This is a genomic window from Prevotella sp. HUN102 (assembly GCF_000688375.1).
Lineage (GTDB): Bacteria > Bacteroidota > Bacteroidia > Bacteroidales > Bacteroidaceae > Prevotella.
Genome location: NZ_JIAF01000004.1, coordinates 466842 through 482301, shown reverse-complemented (window position 1 = coordinate 482301; position 15460 = coordinate 466842). Strand labels below are relative to the sequence as shown.

General features: G+C 47.5%; 16 protein-coding genes and 1 tRNA gene. 9 read left to right on the top strand and 8 right to left on the bottom strand.

Annotated features, from left to right (window positions below; genetic code table 11):
* The first annotated feature begins 144 nt into the window (after positions 1-144).
* From P150_RS16140 to P150_RS0106910, 5 genes are all read left to right on the top strand, one after another.
* Complete coding sequence (locus P150_RS16140; protein ID WP_036932113.1) at positions 145-633, top strand: hypothetical protein; 489 nt, start codon at positions 145-147, stop codon at positions 631-633.
* Between the two features lie 15 nt (positions 634-648).
* Positions 649-1164 carry a hypothetical protein gene (locus P150_RS16135; RefSeq protein WP_036932111.1) on the top strand — a complete coding sequence of 172 codons (516 nt, stop codon included), beginning with the start codon at positions 649-651 and terminating at the stop codon, positions 1162-1164.
* Positions 1165-1400: 236 nt separating this feature from the next.
* A tRNA-Leu gene (locus P150_RS0106920) sits at positions 1401-1486 on the top strand.
* Between the two features lie 53 nt (positions 1487-1539).
* Complete coding sequence (locus P150_RS0106915; protein ID WP_028897047.1) at positions 1540-2529, top strand: TlpA disulfide reductase family protein; 990 nt, start codon at positions 1540-1542, stop codon at positions 2527-2529.
* A 2-nt stretch (positions 2530-2531) separates the two neighbouring features.
* A complete protein-coding gene (locus P150_RS0106910; RefSeq protein ID WP_028897046.1) occupies positions 2532-4079 on the top strand; it encodes a YifB family Mg chelatase-like AAA ATPase in 1548 nt (515 codons plus the stop codon).
* A gap of 3 nt (positions 4080-4082) precedes the next feature.
* Here the strand turns inward: P150_RS0106910 and P150_RS0106905 are convergent, their stop codons facing one another.
* Positions 4083-4790 carry an ABC transporter ATP-binding protein gene (locus tag P150_RS0106905; RefSeq protein WP_028897045.1) on the bottom strand — a complete coding sequence of 236 codons (708 nt, stop codon included), beginning with the start codon at positions 4788-4790 and terminating at the stop codon, positions 4083-4085.
* 86 nt (positions 4791-4876) lie between these two features.
* Here P150_RS0106905 and P150_RS0106900 point away from each other — a divergent pair, with 86 nt between their 5' ends.
* Positions 4877-5659 (top strand): Fic family protein, encoded by a 783-nt coding sequence (locus tag P150_RS0106900; protein ID WP_028897044.1) that lies wholly within the window; start codon positions 4877-4879, stop codon positions 5657-5659.
* Between the two features lie 363 nt (positions 5660-6022).
* Positions 6023-7990, top strand: coding sequence for an AAA domain-containing protein (locus P150_RS0106895; protein ID WP_028897043.1), 1968 nt, complete (start codon positions 6023-6025; stop codon positions 7988-7990).
* 58 nt (positions 7991-8048) lie between these two features.
* Here P150_RS0106895 and P150_RS0106890 read toward each other — a convergent pair whose 3' ends face one another.
* Positions 8049-8333: a transcriptional regulator gene (locus P150_RS0106890; protein WP_028897042.1), complete on the bottom strand. Its 285-nt coding sequence runs from the start codon at positions 8331-8333 to the stop codon at positions 8049-8051.
* Positions 8326-8961 (bottom strand): hypothetical protein, encoded by a 636-nt coding sequence (locus tag P150_RS0106885; protein ID WP_036932110.1) that lies wholly within the window; start codon positions 8959-8961, stop codon positions 8326-8328. The genes P150_RS0106890 and P150_RS0106885 overlap by 8 nt, the downstream gene beginning before the upstream one ends.
* 946 nt (positions 8962-9907) lie before the next feature.
* Between P150_RS0106885 and P150_RS0106875 the strand changes: the two genes are divergently transcribed.
* Together P150_RS0106875 and P150_RS0106870 are read left to right on the top strand one after the other, a co-directional pair.
* Positions 9908-10285 (top strand): hypothetical protein, encoded by a 378-nt coding sequence (locus tag P150_RS0106875; protein WP_028897040.1) that lies wholly within the window; start codon positions 9908-9910, stop codon positions 10283-10285.
* Positions 10286-10403: 118 nt separating this feature from the next.
* A complete protein-coding gene (locus tag P150_RS0106870; protein ID WP_028897039.1) occupies positions 10404-11702 on the top strand; it encodes a serine dehydratase subunit alpha family protein in 1299 nt (432 codons plus the stop codon).
* 194 nt (positions 11703-11896) lie between these two features.
* Here P150_RS0106870 and P150_RS0106865 read toward each other — a convergent pair whose 3' ends face one another.
* The 5 genes from P150_RS0106865 to P150_RS0106845 all read right to left on the bottom strand — a co-directional run bounded on the left by P150_RS0106865 (position 11897) and on the right by P150_RS0106845 (position 15453).
* Positions 11897-12757 (bottom strand): hypothetical protein, encoded by an 861-nt coding sequence (locus P150_RS0106865; RefSeq protein ID WP_028897038.1) that lies wholly within the window; start codon positions 12755-12757, stop codon positions 11897-11899.
* A gap of 16 nt (positions 12758-12773) precedes the next feature.
* Positions 12774-13199: a DUF6108 family protein gene (locus tag P150_RS0106860; protein WP_028897037.1), complete on the bottom strand. Its 426-nt coding sequence runs from the start codon at positions 13197-13199 to the stop codon at positions 12774-12776.
* Positions 13200-13238: 39 nt separating this feature from the next.
* Complete coding sequence (locus P150_RS0106855) at positions 13239-13694, bottom strand: hypothetical protein (protein WP_036932108.1); 456 nt, start codon at positions 13692-13694, stop codon at positions 13239-13241.
* 24 nt (positions 13695-13718) lie between these two features.
* Entirely contained in the window at positions 13719-14201 is a 483-nt protein-coding gene (locus P150_RS0106850; protein ID WP_028897035.1) for an RNA polymerase sigma factor, read from the bottom strand.
* Between the two features lie 457 nt (positions 14202-14658).
* On the bottom strand, positions 14659-15453 hold the full coding sequence (locus P150_RS0106845; protein WP_028897034.1) for an ADP-ribosylglycohydrolase family protein: 795 nt from the start codon (positions 15451-15453) through the stop codon (positions 14659-14661).
* Positions 15454-15460: the final 7 nt, after the last annotated feature.

The following is a 15460-nucleotide window of genomic DNA, read 5'->3' as shown; positions in this document are numbered from 1 at the left end:
ATTATCTTTGTCTGCAAACTCAAACTATTGCAATACAAATAGAAAAATAGAATTAAAACAGAATCTATGGAACGAAAAACAATACCTTGTCCCAAATGTGGGAGAGAAAAATACTTTGAGGGACTTTGCTGGAAGTGTAAAGCTGTGGAAAATCGGCAGCAACGAGAGGCTATGAGCGAAGTTGAGGTTGAGGCCTGCATTCAGAATATCATTCAGAATATAGAGAAAGTAGGTGATTTTGAACAGGAATACGAAGACTTCTTGGATTTGTTGGCCTATCACAACATCAACACCCGACGCATTGCCGATGCTGCTTTTGAAAAGAAATTCTTTTGGCCTCCTACTCTATATCGTGATGCCTCCGAGCAAGTGCAGGAAGCAATGATACAGATGCTTGAGCAAGACGAATGCCCGGAGGCAAACCCGATTCTATGTTGTCTGGCTGTTTGCGGCAGCGAAAAGGTAAGGGAAGCCTTTTACCGATTCGAGAAAGAACCTAAAGGATGGCAACGGAAACTCTGTGTCTCTCCTTCTGTATATGCAGAAATGGGTGGTTGGTCGTTTGACAAGAAGGGCGAACGGTATAGCCTTATTCACGACGAATGCTACCCTTTGCTTCCATCAGACAGGTAAGACGACGCAGTAAAGGTGGGCGTACCCATCGAAGGAAAATGCGAAATCTGTGGATGCGACTTGGTGAATATTTTGGAAATTGACGGCGACGATTCAAGATTGTCGTTCTTGGACATTGAGGGGAAAATTAAACTTCCTATTTGTATAAACTGTGCGGGGCTGAGCGAGAAGACAGTCATTCGTTATCAAGGCAATGGAGCAGGGAGTTTTGAAATCGTAGATTCCTTTGGAGATGAGAATTACATAAGTTCCGATTCGGTACAGGCTATACAGAAGAAGCATCTGACGCTGTCCTTGCAGCCGAAACCAACGTACTATGTGTGTGGATGCGACGAAATGCCGCATCTTGGAGGACAGGCTAATTGGATACAGGATTCCCAATATGAGAAATGTCCTGATTGTGGAAAGAAGATGAAACTGATGGGTTCCATACCTTGGGAGTCTCTATTGGAAGACAATACGGAAGGAACGCTGTACCTGAACCATTGCAGTGAGTGCAAGGTGGTCGTGGCATTCCATCAGCAGACATAATGAATAAAGTATCTGAAAACCGTCCTTCTTCTATAAGGAATTGAAAGGTGGAAGCCTTGCCGTGGAGTTCAGTATTCCGAAACTATTGGCTGAATGAATGCAGCGTATGCTTTGATTCAGCCAATAGACAGCGCAACCTGTTCATCGCCATAATGCTGTTTTTATCGGCGATGAAAGAATAAAACTTACAAAACTCTTGTGATTTCCGATATTTTGAATTACCTTTGCAACGGTTTGCCGCAATGGTGGAATTGGTAGACACGAGGGACTTAAAATCCCTTGGCCAGTAATGGCTGTGCGGGTTCGAGTCCCGCTCGCGGCACTTTCAGTAAACTCTAAGTTTTTCTTAGAATCAATTCTTAAATCTTATTCACAATGAAGCAAATAGTATATGTTTTTCTTCTATCCCTGCTATTAGTTTCTTGTGGTTTCCGCAGCGGACACTTCAAGATGGAAGGACGTTTACTGCACATAAATCAAGGCGAACTTTATGTGTATAGTCCCGACGGGGCAATAGAAGGAATGGACACCATCAAGATTCAGGGTGGTCGTTTCACTTACGAGATCCCCAGTCAGCACAACGCTACACTTGTCATAGTGTTCCCAAACTATTCCACTCAGCCCATCTTTACTGAACCGGGCGAGGCTGTGGAAGTGAAAGCAGACGCTTCTCACTTGAAAGAAATGGAGGTGGAAGGCACCGACGACAACGAACTGATGACGAAATTCCGAAAGCAGGTGGCATCGGTTTCGCCGCCGGAGGAGTTGAAATACGCCATACAGTTTGTGAAAGACCATCCCGAGTCTGCCGTAAGCGTTTATCTTACGGAGAAATATCTCATACAAACAGAAGGTGCTGACTACAAGAAGGCAGCCGAACTGGTAAATCTTATGGCGAAGGAGCAGCCCAAGAACGGCACGCTGGCACGGCTGAAACTGCAACTGAAGGGCTTGAAGAGTGCCAATGTGGGCACGTCGCTTCCCAACTTTTCGGCAAAAGATTTGAACGGAAAGACCATTACCGGAGCCGAATTGAAGGATGGAACGGTAATTATAAACGTGTGGGCTTCGTGGAGCTATGAGAGTATGGACATTCAGCGCACGCTGAACGAGATGGCACAGCAAGGTCAGGCTGCCGTAATCGGCATCTGTCTGGATGCTACGACCAGAGAAGCGCGCGACGTTATCAAACGAGACAATATATCTTTCCCGAACATCTGCGACGGTCAGATGATGGAAAGTAAGCTAATCAAGACGCTCGGTCTGAACACCGTGCCCGATAATATCGTTGTCAAGAACGGAAAGATTGCAGAACGGCGTGTGAATGCAAGCACGTTCAGACAGAGGGCGTACAACCTTAATTGACTATGCTGGTAAAAACATACTGTGCTGCCGTGAACGGAATGGAGGTAACGCCCGTTACGGTGGAAGTTAGTATCACAAGAGGAGTATTGTTTCATCTTACGGGGCTTGCTGACGCCGCTGTAAAGGAAAGCCACGACCGTATTGCAGCCGCACTCCTGAACACCGGTTACAAGTTTCCTGTCGCAGACATTACCTGCAATCTCTCTCCTGCCGGCTTGCGGAAGGAAGGTTCCAGCTTCGATTTGCCGTTGGCCATTGCCATATTGGCAGCCAATGAGAAGATACTTGCCGACCATTTGAGCGAGTATATGATTGTGGGCGAGTTGAGTCTGGACGGTACATTGCAACCCATCAAGGGTGCTTTGCCGATAGCCATCAAGGCAAGAGCCAAGAAATTCAAGGGACTTATTGTGCCGAAAGCCAACGAGCACGAGGCTGCCGTCGTGGATACGCTGAATGTTTACGGGATGAACAATATCTCGGAAGTGATTGGTTTCCTCAACGATGAGCATCGGATGGAACCTTGTTTTGTGGACACACGCAGGGAATTTTACGAGAATCAGTACGTAAGCGACCTCGATTTTGCCGATGTACGAGGTCAGGAGAACGTAAAGCGAGCGTTGGAAGTGGCAGCGGCAGGCTCACATAATGTTATAATGGTAGGACCGCCGGGAAGTGGAAAGAGTATGATGGCGAAGCGTCTGCCCTCCATTCTCCCACCGTTGAACCTTGCCGAGAGCCTTGAAACCACGCAGATACATTCCATTGCCGGAAAAATAAAGAACAATACCGGGCTTATTACGCAGCGTCCGTTCCGAAGTCCTCATCACACCATCTCCGAAGTGGCACTCGTCGGTGGAGGAATGAACCCTATGCCGGGCGAAATAACCCTTGCGCATCACGGCGTTCTGTATTGCGACGAACTTACGGAATTTTCCAAACACACCTTAGAGGTATTGCGTCAGCCGTTGGAAGACCGTATCATCACGATTTCCCGAGCCAAATATACCATATCCTATCCTTGCAACTTTATGTTCGTTGCCAGTATGAATCCGTGTCCTTGCGGATATTACGGCGACCCGACGCATCATTGCGTGTGTACGCCGGGACAGATTCAGCGTTATCTCTCCAAGATTTCCGGCCCTTTGCTCGACCGAATAGATCTCCAGTGCGAGATTGCGCCGTTGCCGTTCTCTGATATTTCAAAGGCGTCTCCGGGCGAATCGAGTGCCGTTATCCGTGAAAGAGTAATCAAGGCGCGCGCCATTCAGACGCAGCGTTTCAAAGACTATCCCAACGTGCATTGCAATGCGCAGATGTCTGAACGGATGATACACCAGTTTGCCGAACCCGATGAAAGTTCGCTCAGTCTCCTCCGTTCGGCTATGGAGCGGCTGAAACTCTCTGCCCGAGCCTACAACCGTATATTAAAGGTGGCGCGAACCATTGCCGATCTCGAATGTTCCGACCGTATTCAGGCGCACCACATAGCCGAAGCAATAGGCTATCGCAGTCTGGACAGAGGCGATTGGGCTGAAAGGGGAATATAATTTCTATTCCAACAGTCCGTTGATATCGTGCTGCACCTTCGCAGCCTCCACCACTTTCAGTCCTTCTTTGTTCAGTTCCACCAGACAATCGGCAATTCGCAATGCCAGTTCGAGGTCGTGCGTGGAAAGGAATATCACTTTGTTGGTGTTCTTTGCCAGCCGATGCAGCAGTTGAAGCATCTCCACTTTCGATGGAAAATCGAGAAAAGCAGTCGGCTCGTCGAGCAGAATTACCGGTGTTTGCTGTGCCAGAGCCTTGGCAATCATCACTTTCTGCCGCTCACCGTCCGACAGCGTCTGAATCATTCTGTCCTTCAGTTTCTCTATTCCCACCATTTGTATGGCTTCGTTCACTATCATTTGGTCTTCCAAATGCAGCTTTCCCCAGAAGCCGGTATAGGGAGTTCGCCCCATTCCCACCACTTCCGACACCGTGAGATTCTGCACATCGGTCTTGTTTGTCAGCACAATGCTGATGAGTTTCGCACGTTCACGCTGCGAAAGCGAGTCAATGTCTCTTCCGTCGAGCAGCAGTCGTCCGCCCAATTTTGGCAGAAAGCCCGTCAGCGTCTTCAGCAGCGTGGACTTTCCTATGCCGTTTGAGCCGATCAGGCACGTAAGTTCCCCGCTCCGGATTTCCACATTGATGTCCGAAACCACGGGCGCATAGCCCTTATATCCCACAGCCAGTTGTTCAAGAGTGATTTTCATACGTGCAAAGATAATATTTATTATTTTATTCTGTCAAAATATCTTTAAATACTTGTTGTTCAGTTGAAAGGTGTTATATTTGCACTATGTTTGCAAACGCGATTAAGAAATACGACCAGTTGGCTGTTGATTACAGGGAACAAATCAGCCGTCCAATGGGAGAACAGGAGTTTCGGACGTATTCCGAGATTATGTTCTCTTGTCATAGCTGTGGTATTGAAGGCTCTTCGTTTTCAGTAGACGATACCAGAGCTTTGTTTGAAGAAGGGCTGGGCTATCATCCTGTCGGGAAATCCTTGTTGGAATGTCAGGAAATGGCCGAACATTTTGCTGCATACGAATGGTTGCACGCGAATCTTTCCCATCCGTTTGATGTCGAACTGCTGAAGACCGTGAATCGTTTGGTAACTCTTCATACATTGCCTTACAAAGTTCCGGGAGCCGTTCCCGGAGCATTTACAACCGTGGATATGGCAGCCGGCGATACGGTTTTCGGTGAACACAAGACTTTGATTGCCCAAGTGCCGCGACTGATGGAATCAACTTCGAGAGCAATGCAGGCGAAGGAAATTCATCCGATGATTATCGCAGCTCGTTTCCACGGCTTTTACGAATATCTGCACCCTTTCAGGGATGGCAATGGACGAACAGGGCGTTTGCTTTCCAACTATATTCTCTTAAATTTCGGACTTCCCGAATTGATTATCTGTAAGGAAGACCGAGGGGAATACATTGATGCGCTGCGGGCGAAGCGCACCGAAGGTACGGACGAATATCTGATAAACTTCTTCTTCAAGGCAGCCTTCAAGCAGATGGAAGACGCTTTGGAACAGAAGCGAAAAGGCAGCAGAACGTTCCTTTTCTTTTAGCAATCAAATCTTTGTATCTTATCTGACATCCTGATACCTTATTCTCAATTAAGGTTTATCAGGATTTACAATTGCGTTTATACTGAATCAGTAATAGTTTTATTGCAGTGAGAAAATTTTTTCACTGCAATGAAAAAGTTTTTTCACTACAGTGAAAAAACTTTCTCACTAGAGTGAAACTATTGTAAAGGTGCTGAATCGGAGAATGGAAACCAAGGAGAAGCATTCTTTCCCTTGCTGTTTGGCAATCCTTTGAACCTTGGGTTATCAGCAGAAAGCATTACGTGCGACAGGCGTTTTCTCAAAAGTAAGCCCCGATACAGACTTGAAGAAAGGGAAAGAATTGTTATCTTTGCAGCCGTTATGCAACAAGAATCACCGATACAGGCACTGCAAAGGCAGAAGCTGCTCTTGCAGATGGAATATTATGCAGAGAAGGAAACTTTCCGGAAACAGACCGAAGCAACGGGCATTCAGCGGAAAGTGAAGCGGGGCGATGCGTGGTTTCCATTGCGGGTGGGCAAGAGTTATTACAATTCGCTCAATCAGCGTGTGGTGGAAGTGTTCAGAACGCAGGACCTCGACATTGAGCACGGCTTTGAATTTGGTCGTCCGGTGGCTTTCTTCACGGCAAGGAAGGGCGATGAAAGACAGACGGCGAAGCTGTCGGGAATACGTTATTTCAATTTCACGGGCATCGTTTCCTATGTCGATGGAGAGAGAATGGTAGTGAGCGTGCCCGACAGCGCGCCTGTGATCGACCTTCAGAATGCGGCGGACGAAGTGGGCTGCCAGCTCTCGTTCGACGAAACGTCGTATCAGATGATGTTTGATGCACTCGACAGAACCATCGCCGCAAAGCACGGACGGCTCGCCTTGCTCCGAGATCTGTTTTATTCGCAACAAAAAGCAGAGAAATTCTCCTTCGCTCCCACACGCTTTCCTTGGCTGAACCCCACGCAGGAACAGGCTGTGAACGAAGTGTTGTGGGCTAAGGACGTGGCCGTTGTACACGGACCTCCGGGAACGGGAAAGACTACCACGCTCGTCGAGGCTATCAACGAAACGCTGATGCGCGAAAGTCAGGTGCTCGTGTGCGCCCAGAGCAATATGGCCGTGGACTGGATATGCGAGAAACTCGTGGATAGGGGCATCAACGTGCTGCGAATCGGGAATCCGACGCGTGTCAATGACAAAATGCTGGGATTCACTTATGAGCGGAAATTCGAGGCACATCCCGAATATTCCGAGCTGTGGTCGCTGCGCAAGGCCATCAGACAGTTGAGAACGAACCGGAAACGTGGCTCGGAGAATTACCATCAGAAGCTGGAAAGGCTCAAGAGCCGCGCCACGGAACTGGAAATACGCATCAACAGCGAACTCTTCGGCGAAGCCCGTGTGGTGGCTTCCACATTGGTGGGTGCCAACAGCCGGATAATGGAAGGGCAGAAGTTCGGCACATTATTCATAGACGAGGCTGCACAGGCCTTGGAGGCAGCCTGCTGGATTCCCATCCGTCGGGCATCGCGCGTGATTCTTGCCGGCGACCATTGTCAGCTTCCGCCAACAGTGAAGAGCATTGCATCCCTGCGGGCAGGTCTGGGCAAGACGCTGATGGAGCGAATCGTGGAGAACAAGCCCGAAGTGGTAACGCTGCTCAAGGTGCAGTACAGGATGAACGAACAGATAATGCGCTTCTCCTCCGACTGGTTCTACGGTGGGATGGTGGAGAGTGCGCCGCAAATCAAGTACCGCGGCATTCTCGACTACGACCATCCGATAATGTGGATTGACACCTCCGAACGCAAAGACATAGAGGAGTCCTCTTCTCCGGCAGCTCCTTCTCCTGAAAAGGCAAATGCCGACAAGGCCTTTCTGGAGCAGTTCGTGGGCGAGAGTTTCGGACGAATCAACATAGGCGAAGCCGAACTCACGCTGCAAACGCTTCAGGATTACTTCACGAAGATAGGCAAACGGCGCATTCTCGACGAGCAGATAGACGTAGGCGTGATTTCTCCCTACCGTGCACAGGTGCAGTTTCTCCGACGCCTGATCAGGAAACGGGAGTTCTTCAAACCCTACCGTCATCTGATCAGCGTGAATACGGTGGACGGATTTCAGGGACAGGAGCGAGACGTGATTCTCATTTCTATGGTGCGTGCCAACGAAGACGGCCAGATAGGATTCCTGAAAGACCTCCGGCGTATGAACGTTGCCATTACCCGTTCCCGAATGAAGCTCATCATACTCGGCAATGCCGCAACATTGACAAGGCACCCGTTCTATCAGCGATTGCACGAATACGTGCAGACAATCAGCAATGAAGCATAAAAGGAAAGCTCCCCATTTTGCAGATGCAAAGTGGGGAGCTTTTGTATGTTGTGGAGAACTACTTTGGGAGATAAGTCTTCAACGCCTCCACGTAGGCCATCATAGCTGCCGTTCCGTTGGGAAGAATGCTGCAAGTGGTACGGGTCTTCTTACCCACGAATCCCTTTTCCACCTTTATGTAGCCTGCTTTCTGCAATTTTTCTATCTGCACGCTCAGGTTTCCGGCCGTTGCGTTGGTCTGTTCCTTGATGTAGATGAAGTCAGCTTCTTCCACATTGCTGAGCAAAGCCATTATCGCCAACCGGAGTTCGCTGTGCAGTAGTGGGTCGAGCGGCTTAAACATAGGCTTCCTCCTTCGCGCATTCTTTGCTCTGCCGATTGAAATACAAGCCCGGCAACACCAATCCTATCAGTGCGGCAGCAGCGATAATCAGCAATTCATAACCATTGTCAATGTAGAAATCAGCAATCAGTCCACCAAATCCGACGATAAATCCAGAGCAAATCAATATATTTTTCTTGACGATGAAACCTGTTATACAGGAGGCAAACCCCATAAGGAGTGCGAGAAAGCCTGTAAATGGCAAATAATAATGGACTGGTGTGCCGAGATTTCCAACCAATGCAATACAGCCCCACATTCCAAGTGCAAAGAAACAGAAGCTCAACCAAGTTGCCCCTACCATACGGGAGATAAAACTCTGGACGCCTTTCTGTCCGATTCTCTTCTTTGCGTAATGCTCCAAAACGAAGCCGATAACTGTCATCGGTGCCCAAAGCAGATTCCATACAGGTCCTCCGTTATGAATCCACAGATGCCCGATTACCAATGCCGTTACCATAACCAGCACTCCCCAGACCAGCATTGGCGTACCCATCTGCCGGCTCATTTCCCTACGATTGGCCTCCAGACTCTTGCTGATGATTTCAAGACTGCGCGCAGCAGTCATTTCCTGTTCTTTCTTTTCCATAGTTTTCTTTTTTTTGTGTCCGTCCCGATGTTCGTCCTTTCTTTTTATAGAACTTATATCAGGTAGACTGGTTTATTTTATAAACTTTATACTTAAAATTAAAAAGACTTCATTTGTCTTTACGATGCAAAGGTAAAGTAGTTTATTTTATAAACCAAATAAACGTATAATAAATCGCAATAATTTAACTTTTATTTGCAGATACGCATTATAATTGATATTATTTACCAGCAAATGAAGCCCTTGCAGATTATGTTGATGGCGCAGAAGCCTTTTTATGGATTTCGGGATAGAGATTTATACGACAGGAATGTGCGAATGGGATAATGCCAGAATGCGAATATTATTTACAAAACAGTCTCCATAATTCGTTTATTTTCAACAAAATATTTTTCGTTTTCAAATACGCGAGTTTTGAGCGTGCAATCGTAATCGTTTGTATATCAAGGAATCTACTCGCTAAATAGCATATCTGTGCAATGAAATATTTGCAATGAGTTCGCAAATGGGACAATAAAACGGAACAGACGACCTTATTTTCCCCTCCATTCCTCGAATATTCGCCTTGCATTCTTGCGACAATCGGCAGACGTTCTTCGCAAGAATACATTGCAGTCTTCGCTTTCTTGCATTCCGAACGTCCGAAAAATCGCTTTTAAGCGTCCGGGCAAGGCTTGAAAATCTCTGGATTGAAGAAAAATAATGTGCTTTTTAGCGTAATTATTTATTACAGATTTCGGAGTTTGCGCTGAATGGAAGGCTATGCGATGAGGCGTCGCAAGGGGCGAATTGACGGCAGAATCGTTTCTCCTCTTCGGGCGAATAATGGGAGGATGAGGCTGCGATGCTGCTCGAATGAAGGCTGCCGATTGAGAATTTATGCTTGAAATATGGCTTTATCTCGTTCTTTTTCCTTATTTTTGCACCTTATATAATAAGGAGTGCAATGGTGCAGCAAGATTATTTCCTGAGAATACTGGAAGAGTTTATGGCGGCAATATCACGCTTTCTCGAAAAGAAGGAAGACAAGCGCGACGATGCTATGAAGGATCTTTACCGGCAATACGTGGGCGACTACGAACTGTTGCGCAATATGTCGGTGGAGGAACTCATCGAATATTCCTACGAACAATGGAAACCTGAAGAACGGATAGACCGTCTGGGAATGTTGGCCGAACTGCTCTATACCGAAGGCGGCTACAAGACTAATCCATTGCGGGCACTACTGCTCGACAAGTCGCTGCTGCTTTTTGAGTATGTGGATGCCAACAGCAAGACCTATTCGGTGGACAGGAAGATGAAAATACAGAATCTGAAAGCCTAATCCGCAATGCCTCCTTGGCAAAGGCGTTGTGCAATAGTTTTCCATCTTTTTTCGCATTTTGCCCTTGCGTTTCCCAAATTTTCACTACATTTGCACCGTAACTGACAATTTATACACTATGCTTGAGAAAAACATACGCGAACAAATCATTGACTTGATTCACCGTCAGGTGGTTCCTGCCGTTGGATGTACCGAACCTATGGCCGTGGCACTCTGTACCGCGCGTGCAACGGAACTGCTGGGACAGAAGCCTGAAAAGATACAGGCAAATCTTTCAGCCAATATTCTGAAGAATGCAATGGGCGTGGGCATTCCGGGAACGGGAATGATAGGACTCCCTATCGCCATCTCGCTCGGCGCACTCATCGGAAAGTCGAGCTATCAGCTCGAAGTTATCAAGGATCTTACGCCTGAAACGCTCGAGGAGGGCAAGAAATATGTGGAGGAAAATCACATCGACATCAAGCTGAAGGAGGGAATAACCGAGAAACTCTACATTGAAATCATCTGCGAGGCAGGCGGCAAAACAGCGAAAGCCGTCATTTCGCACACGCATACAAACTTTATTTATGAAGAGGAAAACGGAAACGTGCTCCTCGATGCGCAGACGGATACATCGTCGGCTACGGAGGAAGTGAAGAAAGACATCGAGCTGAACCTGCGTATGGTGTGGGATTTTGCCACCGAGACGCCCGTCGATGAGATACGTTTCATTCTCGAAGCCAAACGATACAATATGAAAGCGGCCGCAGAAGCACTGAAAGGCAACTACGGACATTGCTTGGGCAAGACGATGGACCGTCCTTTGAGCCGCGGTATCTTCGGCGACAGCATCTATTCGCACATCATTTCCAAGACGGCATCGGCTTGCGATGCACGTATGGGCGGCGCAATGGTGCCCGTGATGAGCAACAGCGGTTCGGGAAATCAGGGTATCTGTGCCACGAATCCGGTGGTGGTGTTTGCCAAGGAAAACGAAAATACGCCCGAAGAGCTCATCCGTGCGCTCACTTTGAGCCATCTCACGGCCATCTATATCAAGCAGAGTCTCGGAGCTTTGTCGGCACTTTGCGGCTGCATCGTGGCAAGCACGGGCTCCAGTTGTGGTATAACCTATCTGATGGGGGGCAATTTCAACAACATCTGCTACGCCGTAAAGAATATGATTGCCAATCTTACGGGTATGATCTGCGACGGTGCGAAGCCCAGTTGTTCGTTGAAGATTTCCTCGGGAGTGTCTACTGCCGTGCTTTCGGCAATGCTTTCTATGGAAGGCCGCCACGTAACGGAAGCCGAAGGCATTATCGATCAGGACGTAGACCGCTCTATCCGCAACCTTACGAGCCTCGGAAAGGATGCAATGTGTGCTACCGACGATATGGTGCTCAGCATTATGACCAATAAGGGTAACTGCTGATAGAAAGAAATACTGTTCTATTTAGGTTTATATAAAGAATGCGTGGAAGTATCTGATGATTCAACATCAAACGCTTCCACGCTGCTTTTTTGCCATTTCTGTTATTTGGCTGTATTTATGGGGCTGTATTCTTATCCATTTGTCAGCTTTCTGCCTTTCAAGTGTGGGTTCGGGGCAGCCCCGAACCCAACCGTTTAGAGTATAAAGCCGAACGAAAGCGTCTGGAACTTCGGCGCATAGTCGGACTTCAGCATATTGCAGGGACTGTACTTGAAGTAAAGGTCGAAGCCAGCCACGTGGAGCGTGCCCATAAAATCAATGGTAATTGGGTTTACTTTGGCATTCTTGTGTATCTCCTTGATGTCTTTCCCGTCAAGCGCATAACGTGTTTTCACGCTGCTGTAAGTGTTGAAATTCACCACGGGACCGACTGAAAAGCCGAACTTCTTTCCCTGATACTGATAGCGCAGAGGCACGTTGAGGCTGAAAACCTTGATGCGTGAGAACTTAGGGCGCACACCATCGGGATATTTATCAACCACGATTTGATTGTCTTTGGCAATGAAACGGTAGTCGTCCACCATACGGAAATTGCGCCAGTCAAGTCCTATTCCGGCAGAAAAGGCGTGATGATTGTTCCAAGGATGTATTTCCGCATCGGCTAAAACCACCCATAATTCCCACGACTTGAAAGGCTTTATGTCTACATTCTCAGGGGTTCCGAGTGCGTCTGAAAAGCCGAATGCGAACCAACTGGACACTTGATTCTTCGTTTTGGACTCTTTTTTCTTGAACGGATTGAACGATAATTCCCACGTATCGGCGTTCATCGACGACGTGCTTACGTAGTTGCTGTCTACCAGTTCCAGTCTGCTTTCATAGCGATAGTTGGGGTTTTTCTGCGTTCCCTCTATCAGAATGCTTTGCAGAGAATCGGAACTGATGATTGTAACCTTGTCAGGATGCTCCACCACGATGGTGTCGTTGCTCAGCGTTTTGTTGGCTTTGGCAGTCATACCGAGGCTCAAAGCCATAAAGAACAGTAATGCTTTCATAATATGAAATGTATTTTTATTTGATTAATTTCCTCAATTCGGCTATGCTTTCCACTTGTCCTTCCATATAGACAAGGGTAATGATGGCTGAATATCCCACTTTTTTCTTCAGATAACAGAGATAACGGTTGTTCTTTCCAGCTTTGGGAAGACTGAAAATGAGGGTTGATTTGCTCCTCGACACCTGTTCGCTGCCCGCCATATCCTTATTGATAAGCCCTTCGATGGTGTCGATCTGTGGCTTATCGGCACCGAAACGCACGCTGTGATAGTAGGACAGGCGATACTTGCTCACTGCCTTTCCTTTCACTTTTACCTCCACCATCTGCTTCTGGGGCACTATTCGGCCGAGAAAAACCTCGTTGATGTGGAGTCCCTGCTGTGCTTTCAGGTTGCAGCAGCAGAGCGTCAGTGCGAGTATGATAGTCAATCGCTGTAACATAACTTATATTTTAAGTTTATATAAATGTTTCTTGCTTGTTCATTCTGTTTCGGAAAAGATGTCGTGCAGTTGCTTTACGTGGTCTTCGCTCTCATTCCCGATTTCCTGCATCGTTGTCATCACCTCCTGCATCACCACCTCTTGGTTTGTTGTGTGCCGGTTGTAGATATATGCTTCGCAAATATTCTCCTGGTTATAGATGTAAGTGATACCTCCGATAATGATAATGGCAACTGCCGCAGCCGTGGCTGCATATCGGAACAGCACCATCTTTGCCCTTTTTCTTGCAGACTGTGGTCGTGTTTGCAGTTCCGCTTCTGCCGGAACGTCGGTTTTCATTGCTTCAAAACCGGCAAACATCGGGCGCAACGGCTTGAGTTCGTCGCTCACTTCGTCGGAAGCAAAGTAGGCATAGAGCGTTTCCTCCTCCTTTATGGATGTTTCTCCATCCATAAACCGTTCCACCAGTTGTCTTATTTCGTTTGTTTTATCCATTATCGTATTCTCCTTTTCGTGAAATTATTCAACTTTGCTTCCTTGCTGAGTTTCGAGGAATCGCCGGCGAATAGCCTGACGCGCCCTGCTGAGCGTCTGTCTGACGGCTGCCTCGCTCGTTCCCGTGATGTCGGCAATCTCCTTCATTTCCATTCCCTGAACGTGTCGGAGTTCTATTACCATCTGTTGCATTGTGGGGAATGTCCGCACGATTTTCATTACCTTTTCCAGTCTGTCGTCCGTGGTTTCGTCAGCATCAGCGAGCCTTTCGTCGAGGTCGGTGGTCGGTTTTCGCTTTCGCAATGCGTCGATGCTGCGGTTACGCACAAAAGCCGATGCAAAGCCGTAGAGCGGAAACCGAAGTTCACCGCGTATCTGCCAGAGTTTCAGTAGCACGTCTTGCACCACGTCTTCAGCCTCCTCGGCATTGCCGAGGTATCTTTCGGCAATGCCTTTCAACTGTTGGCGTATGCGTTTTACTTCGTTTGTAAATTCGTCGGCAGTCATTTCTTTTTTGTACGTTACACCCTTAATACGTGATTAGAAAGATTTTGTGACACAAAAATAAAATATTTTTTCAATTTTATGAAATTCTTTTTCCAAAGTATAGAGGATAAAGGCATTATGGCAGTAAACAATTTTGCTCTAAAACGATTGATAGATGAAGGTTGGAATTGCATTAGTGAAGTGCTGATGAAGATGAGTTGTACGTGTTGGTGTCTTTCATCAGACTATGATTCTGAATGTGCGATAGGTTTAAATCTTTCAAGATTGTAAGTGTCTGAAAATCAATGTGTGAAAAGTTGATTTCCAATCTTGCGAAGATTGCGTTCCATTCTTCGCAAAAACGCAGCGCATTCTTGCGAAGATTGCGCTGCGTTTTTCGGTCGTTTGCAAAATGCTTTTCTATCAGTCTGAAATGAAGGTTGCGTGAGTGGCGATATTGTTTCGGAATATCGCACTTTTATTTGTTTATATCTACCCGTATGGCATCGTAGAACTGCTCCAGAATGGCGAGCATATCGTCGGGAAGATAGCTGAATGCCTTTTCAATCATCCATTCGGGAATCTCATAATAAGCCTCGGCAATCGAGCCGGCAATGCACGCCTTGGTGTCGGTGTCGCCGTCGCAGAGCACGGCCATACGGATGGTTTCCTCGAAGTCGTTGGCATCCATAAAGCAGCGCAACGCCATCGGGACGGTTTCCTGACAGGTTCCGTCGAAGTGTCCTTGTGCGCCTATCTTCAGAATGTCCTTCATCGGAGGAAGTTCGTAGCCATAGAACTTTTCCACTTTCCTTTCAATGTCGGGTTTCGTATAGCGCATATACCGCAACCAGCAGATAACCTCTGCCGTGCATTGCGCTCCCTTGATGCCTTCGGGGTGGTTGTGGCTCACTTCGGCACTCTTCTTTGCCTCCCCGATAACGTCCTGCCAATCCGTAAACAGCCATCCGATGGGACTCACACGCATAGCCGAGCCGTTGCCGAATGAGTTCATCGGCTGAGGATTCCGCGAATGTATCCAGTCGTAGAAACAGTTGCCGTAACCGCCCATAGGGTCAGGATAACGCCGGCACCAGTCCAGTAATGCCTCCTGATAGTCGCGGTGGTTCAATACGGCATCAGCAATGGCGACGGTACAAATCGTATCGTCGGTGTATGAACACTGGTCTGTGAATAATTCAAAATCTTTCTGTGGTGCAGCTCTAAATTCAAAGCGTGAGCCTGCAATGTCCCCGATGATTGCTCCAAGCATAGTAGTA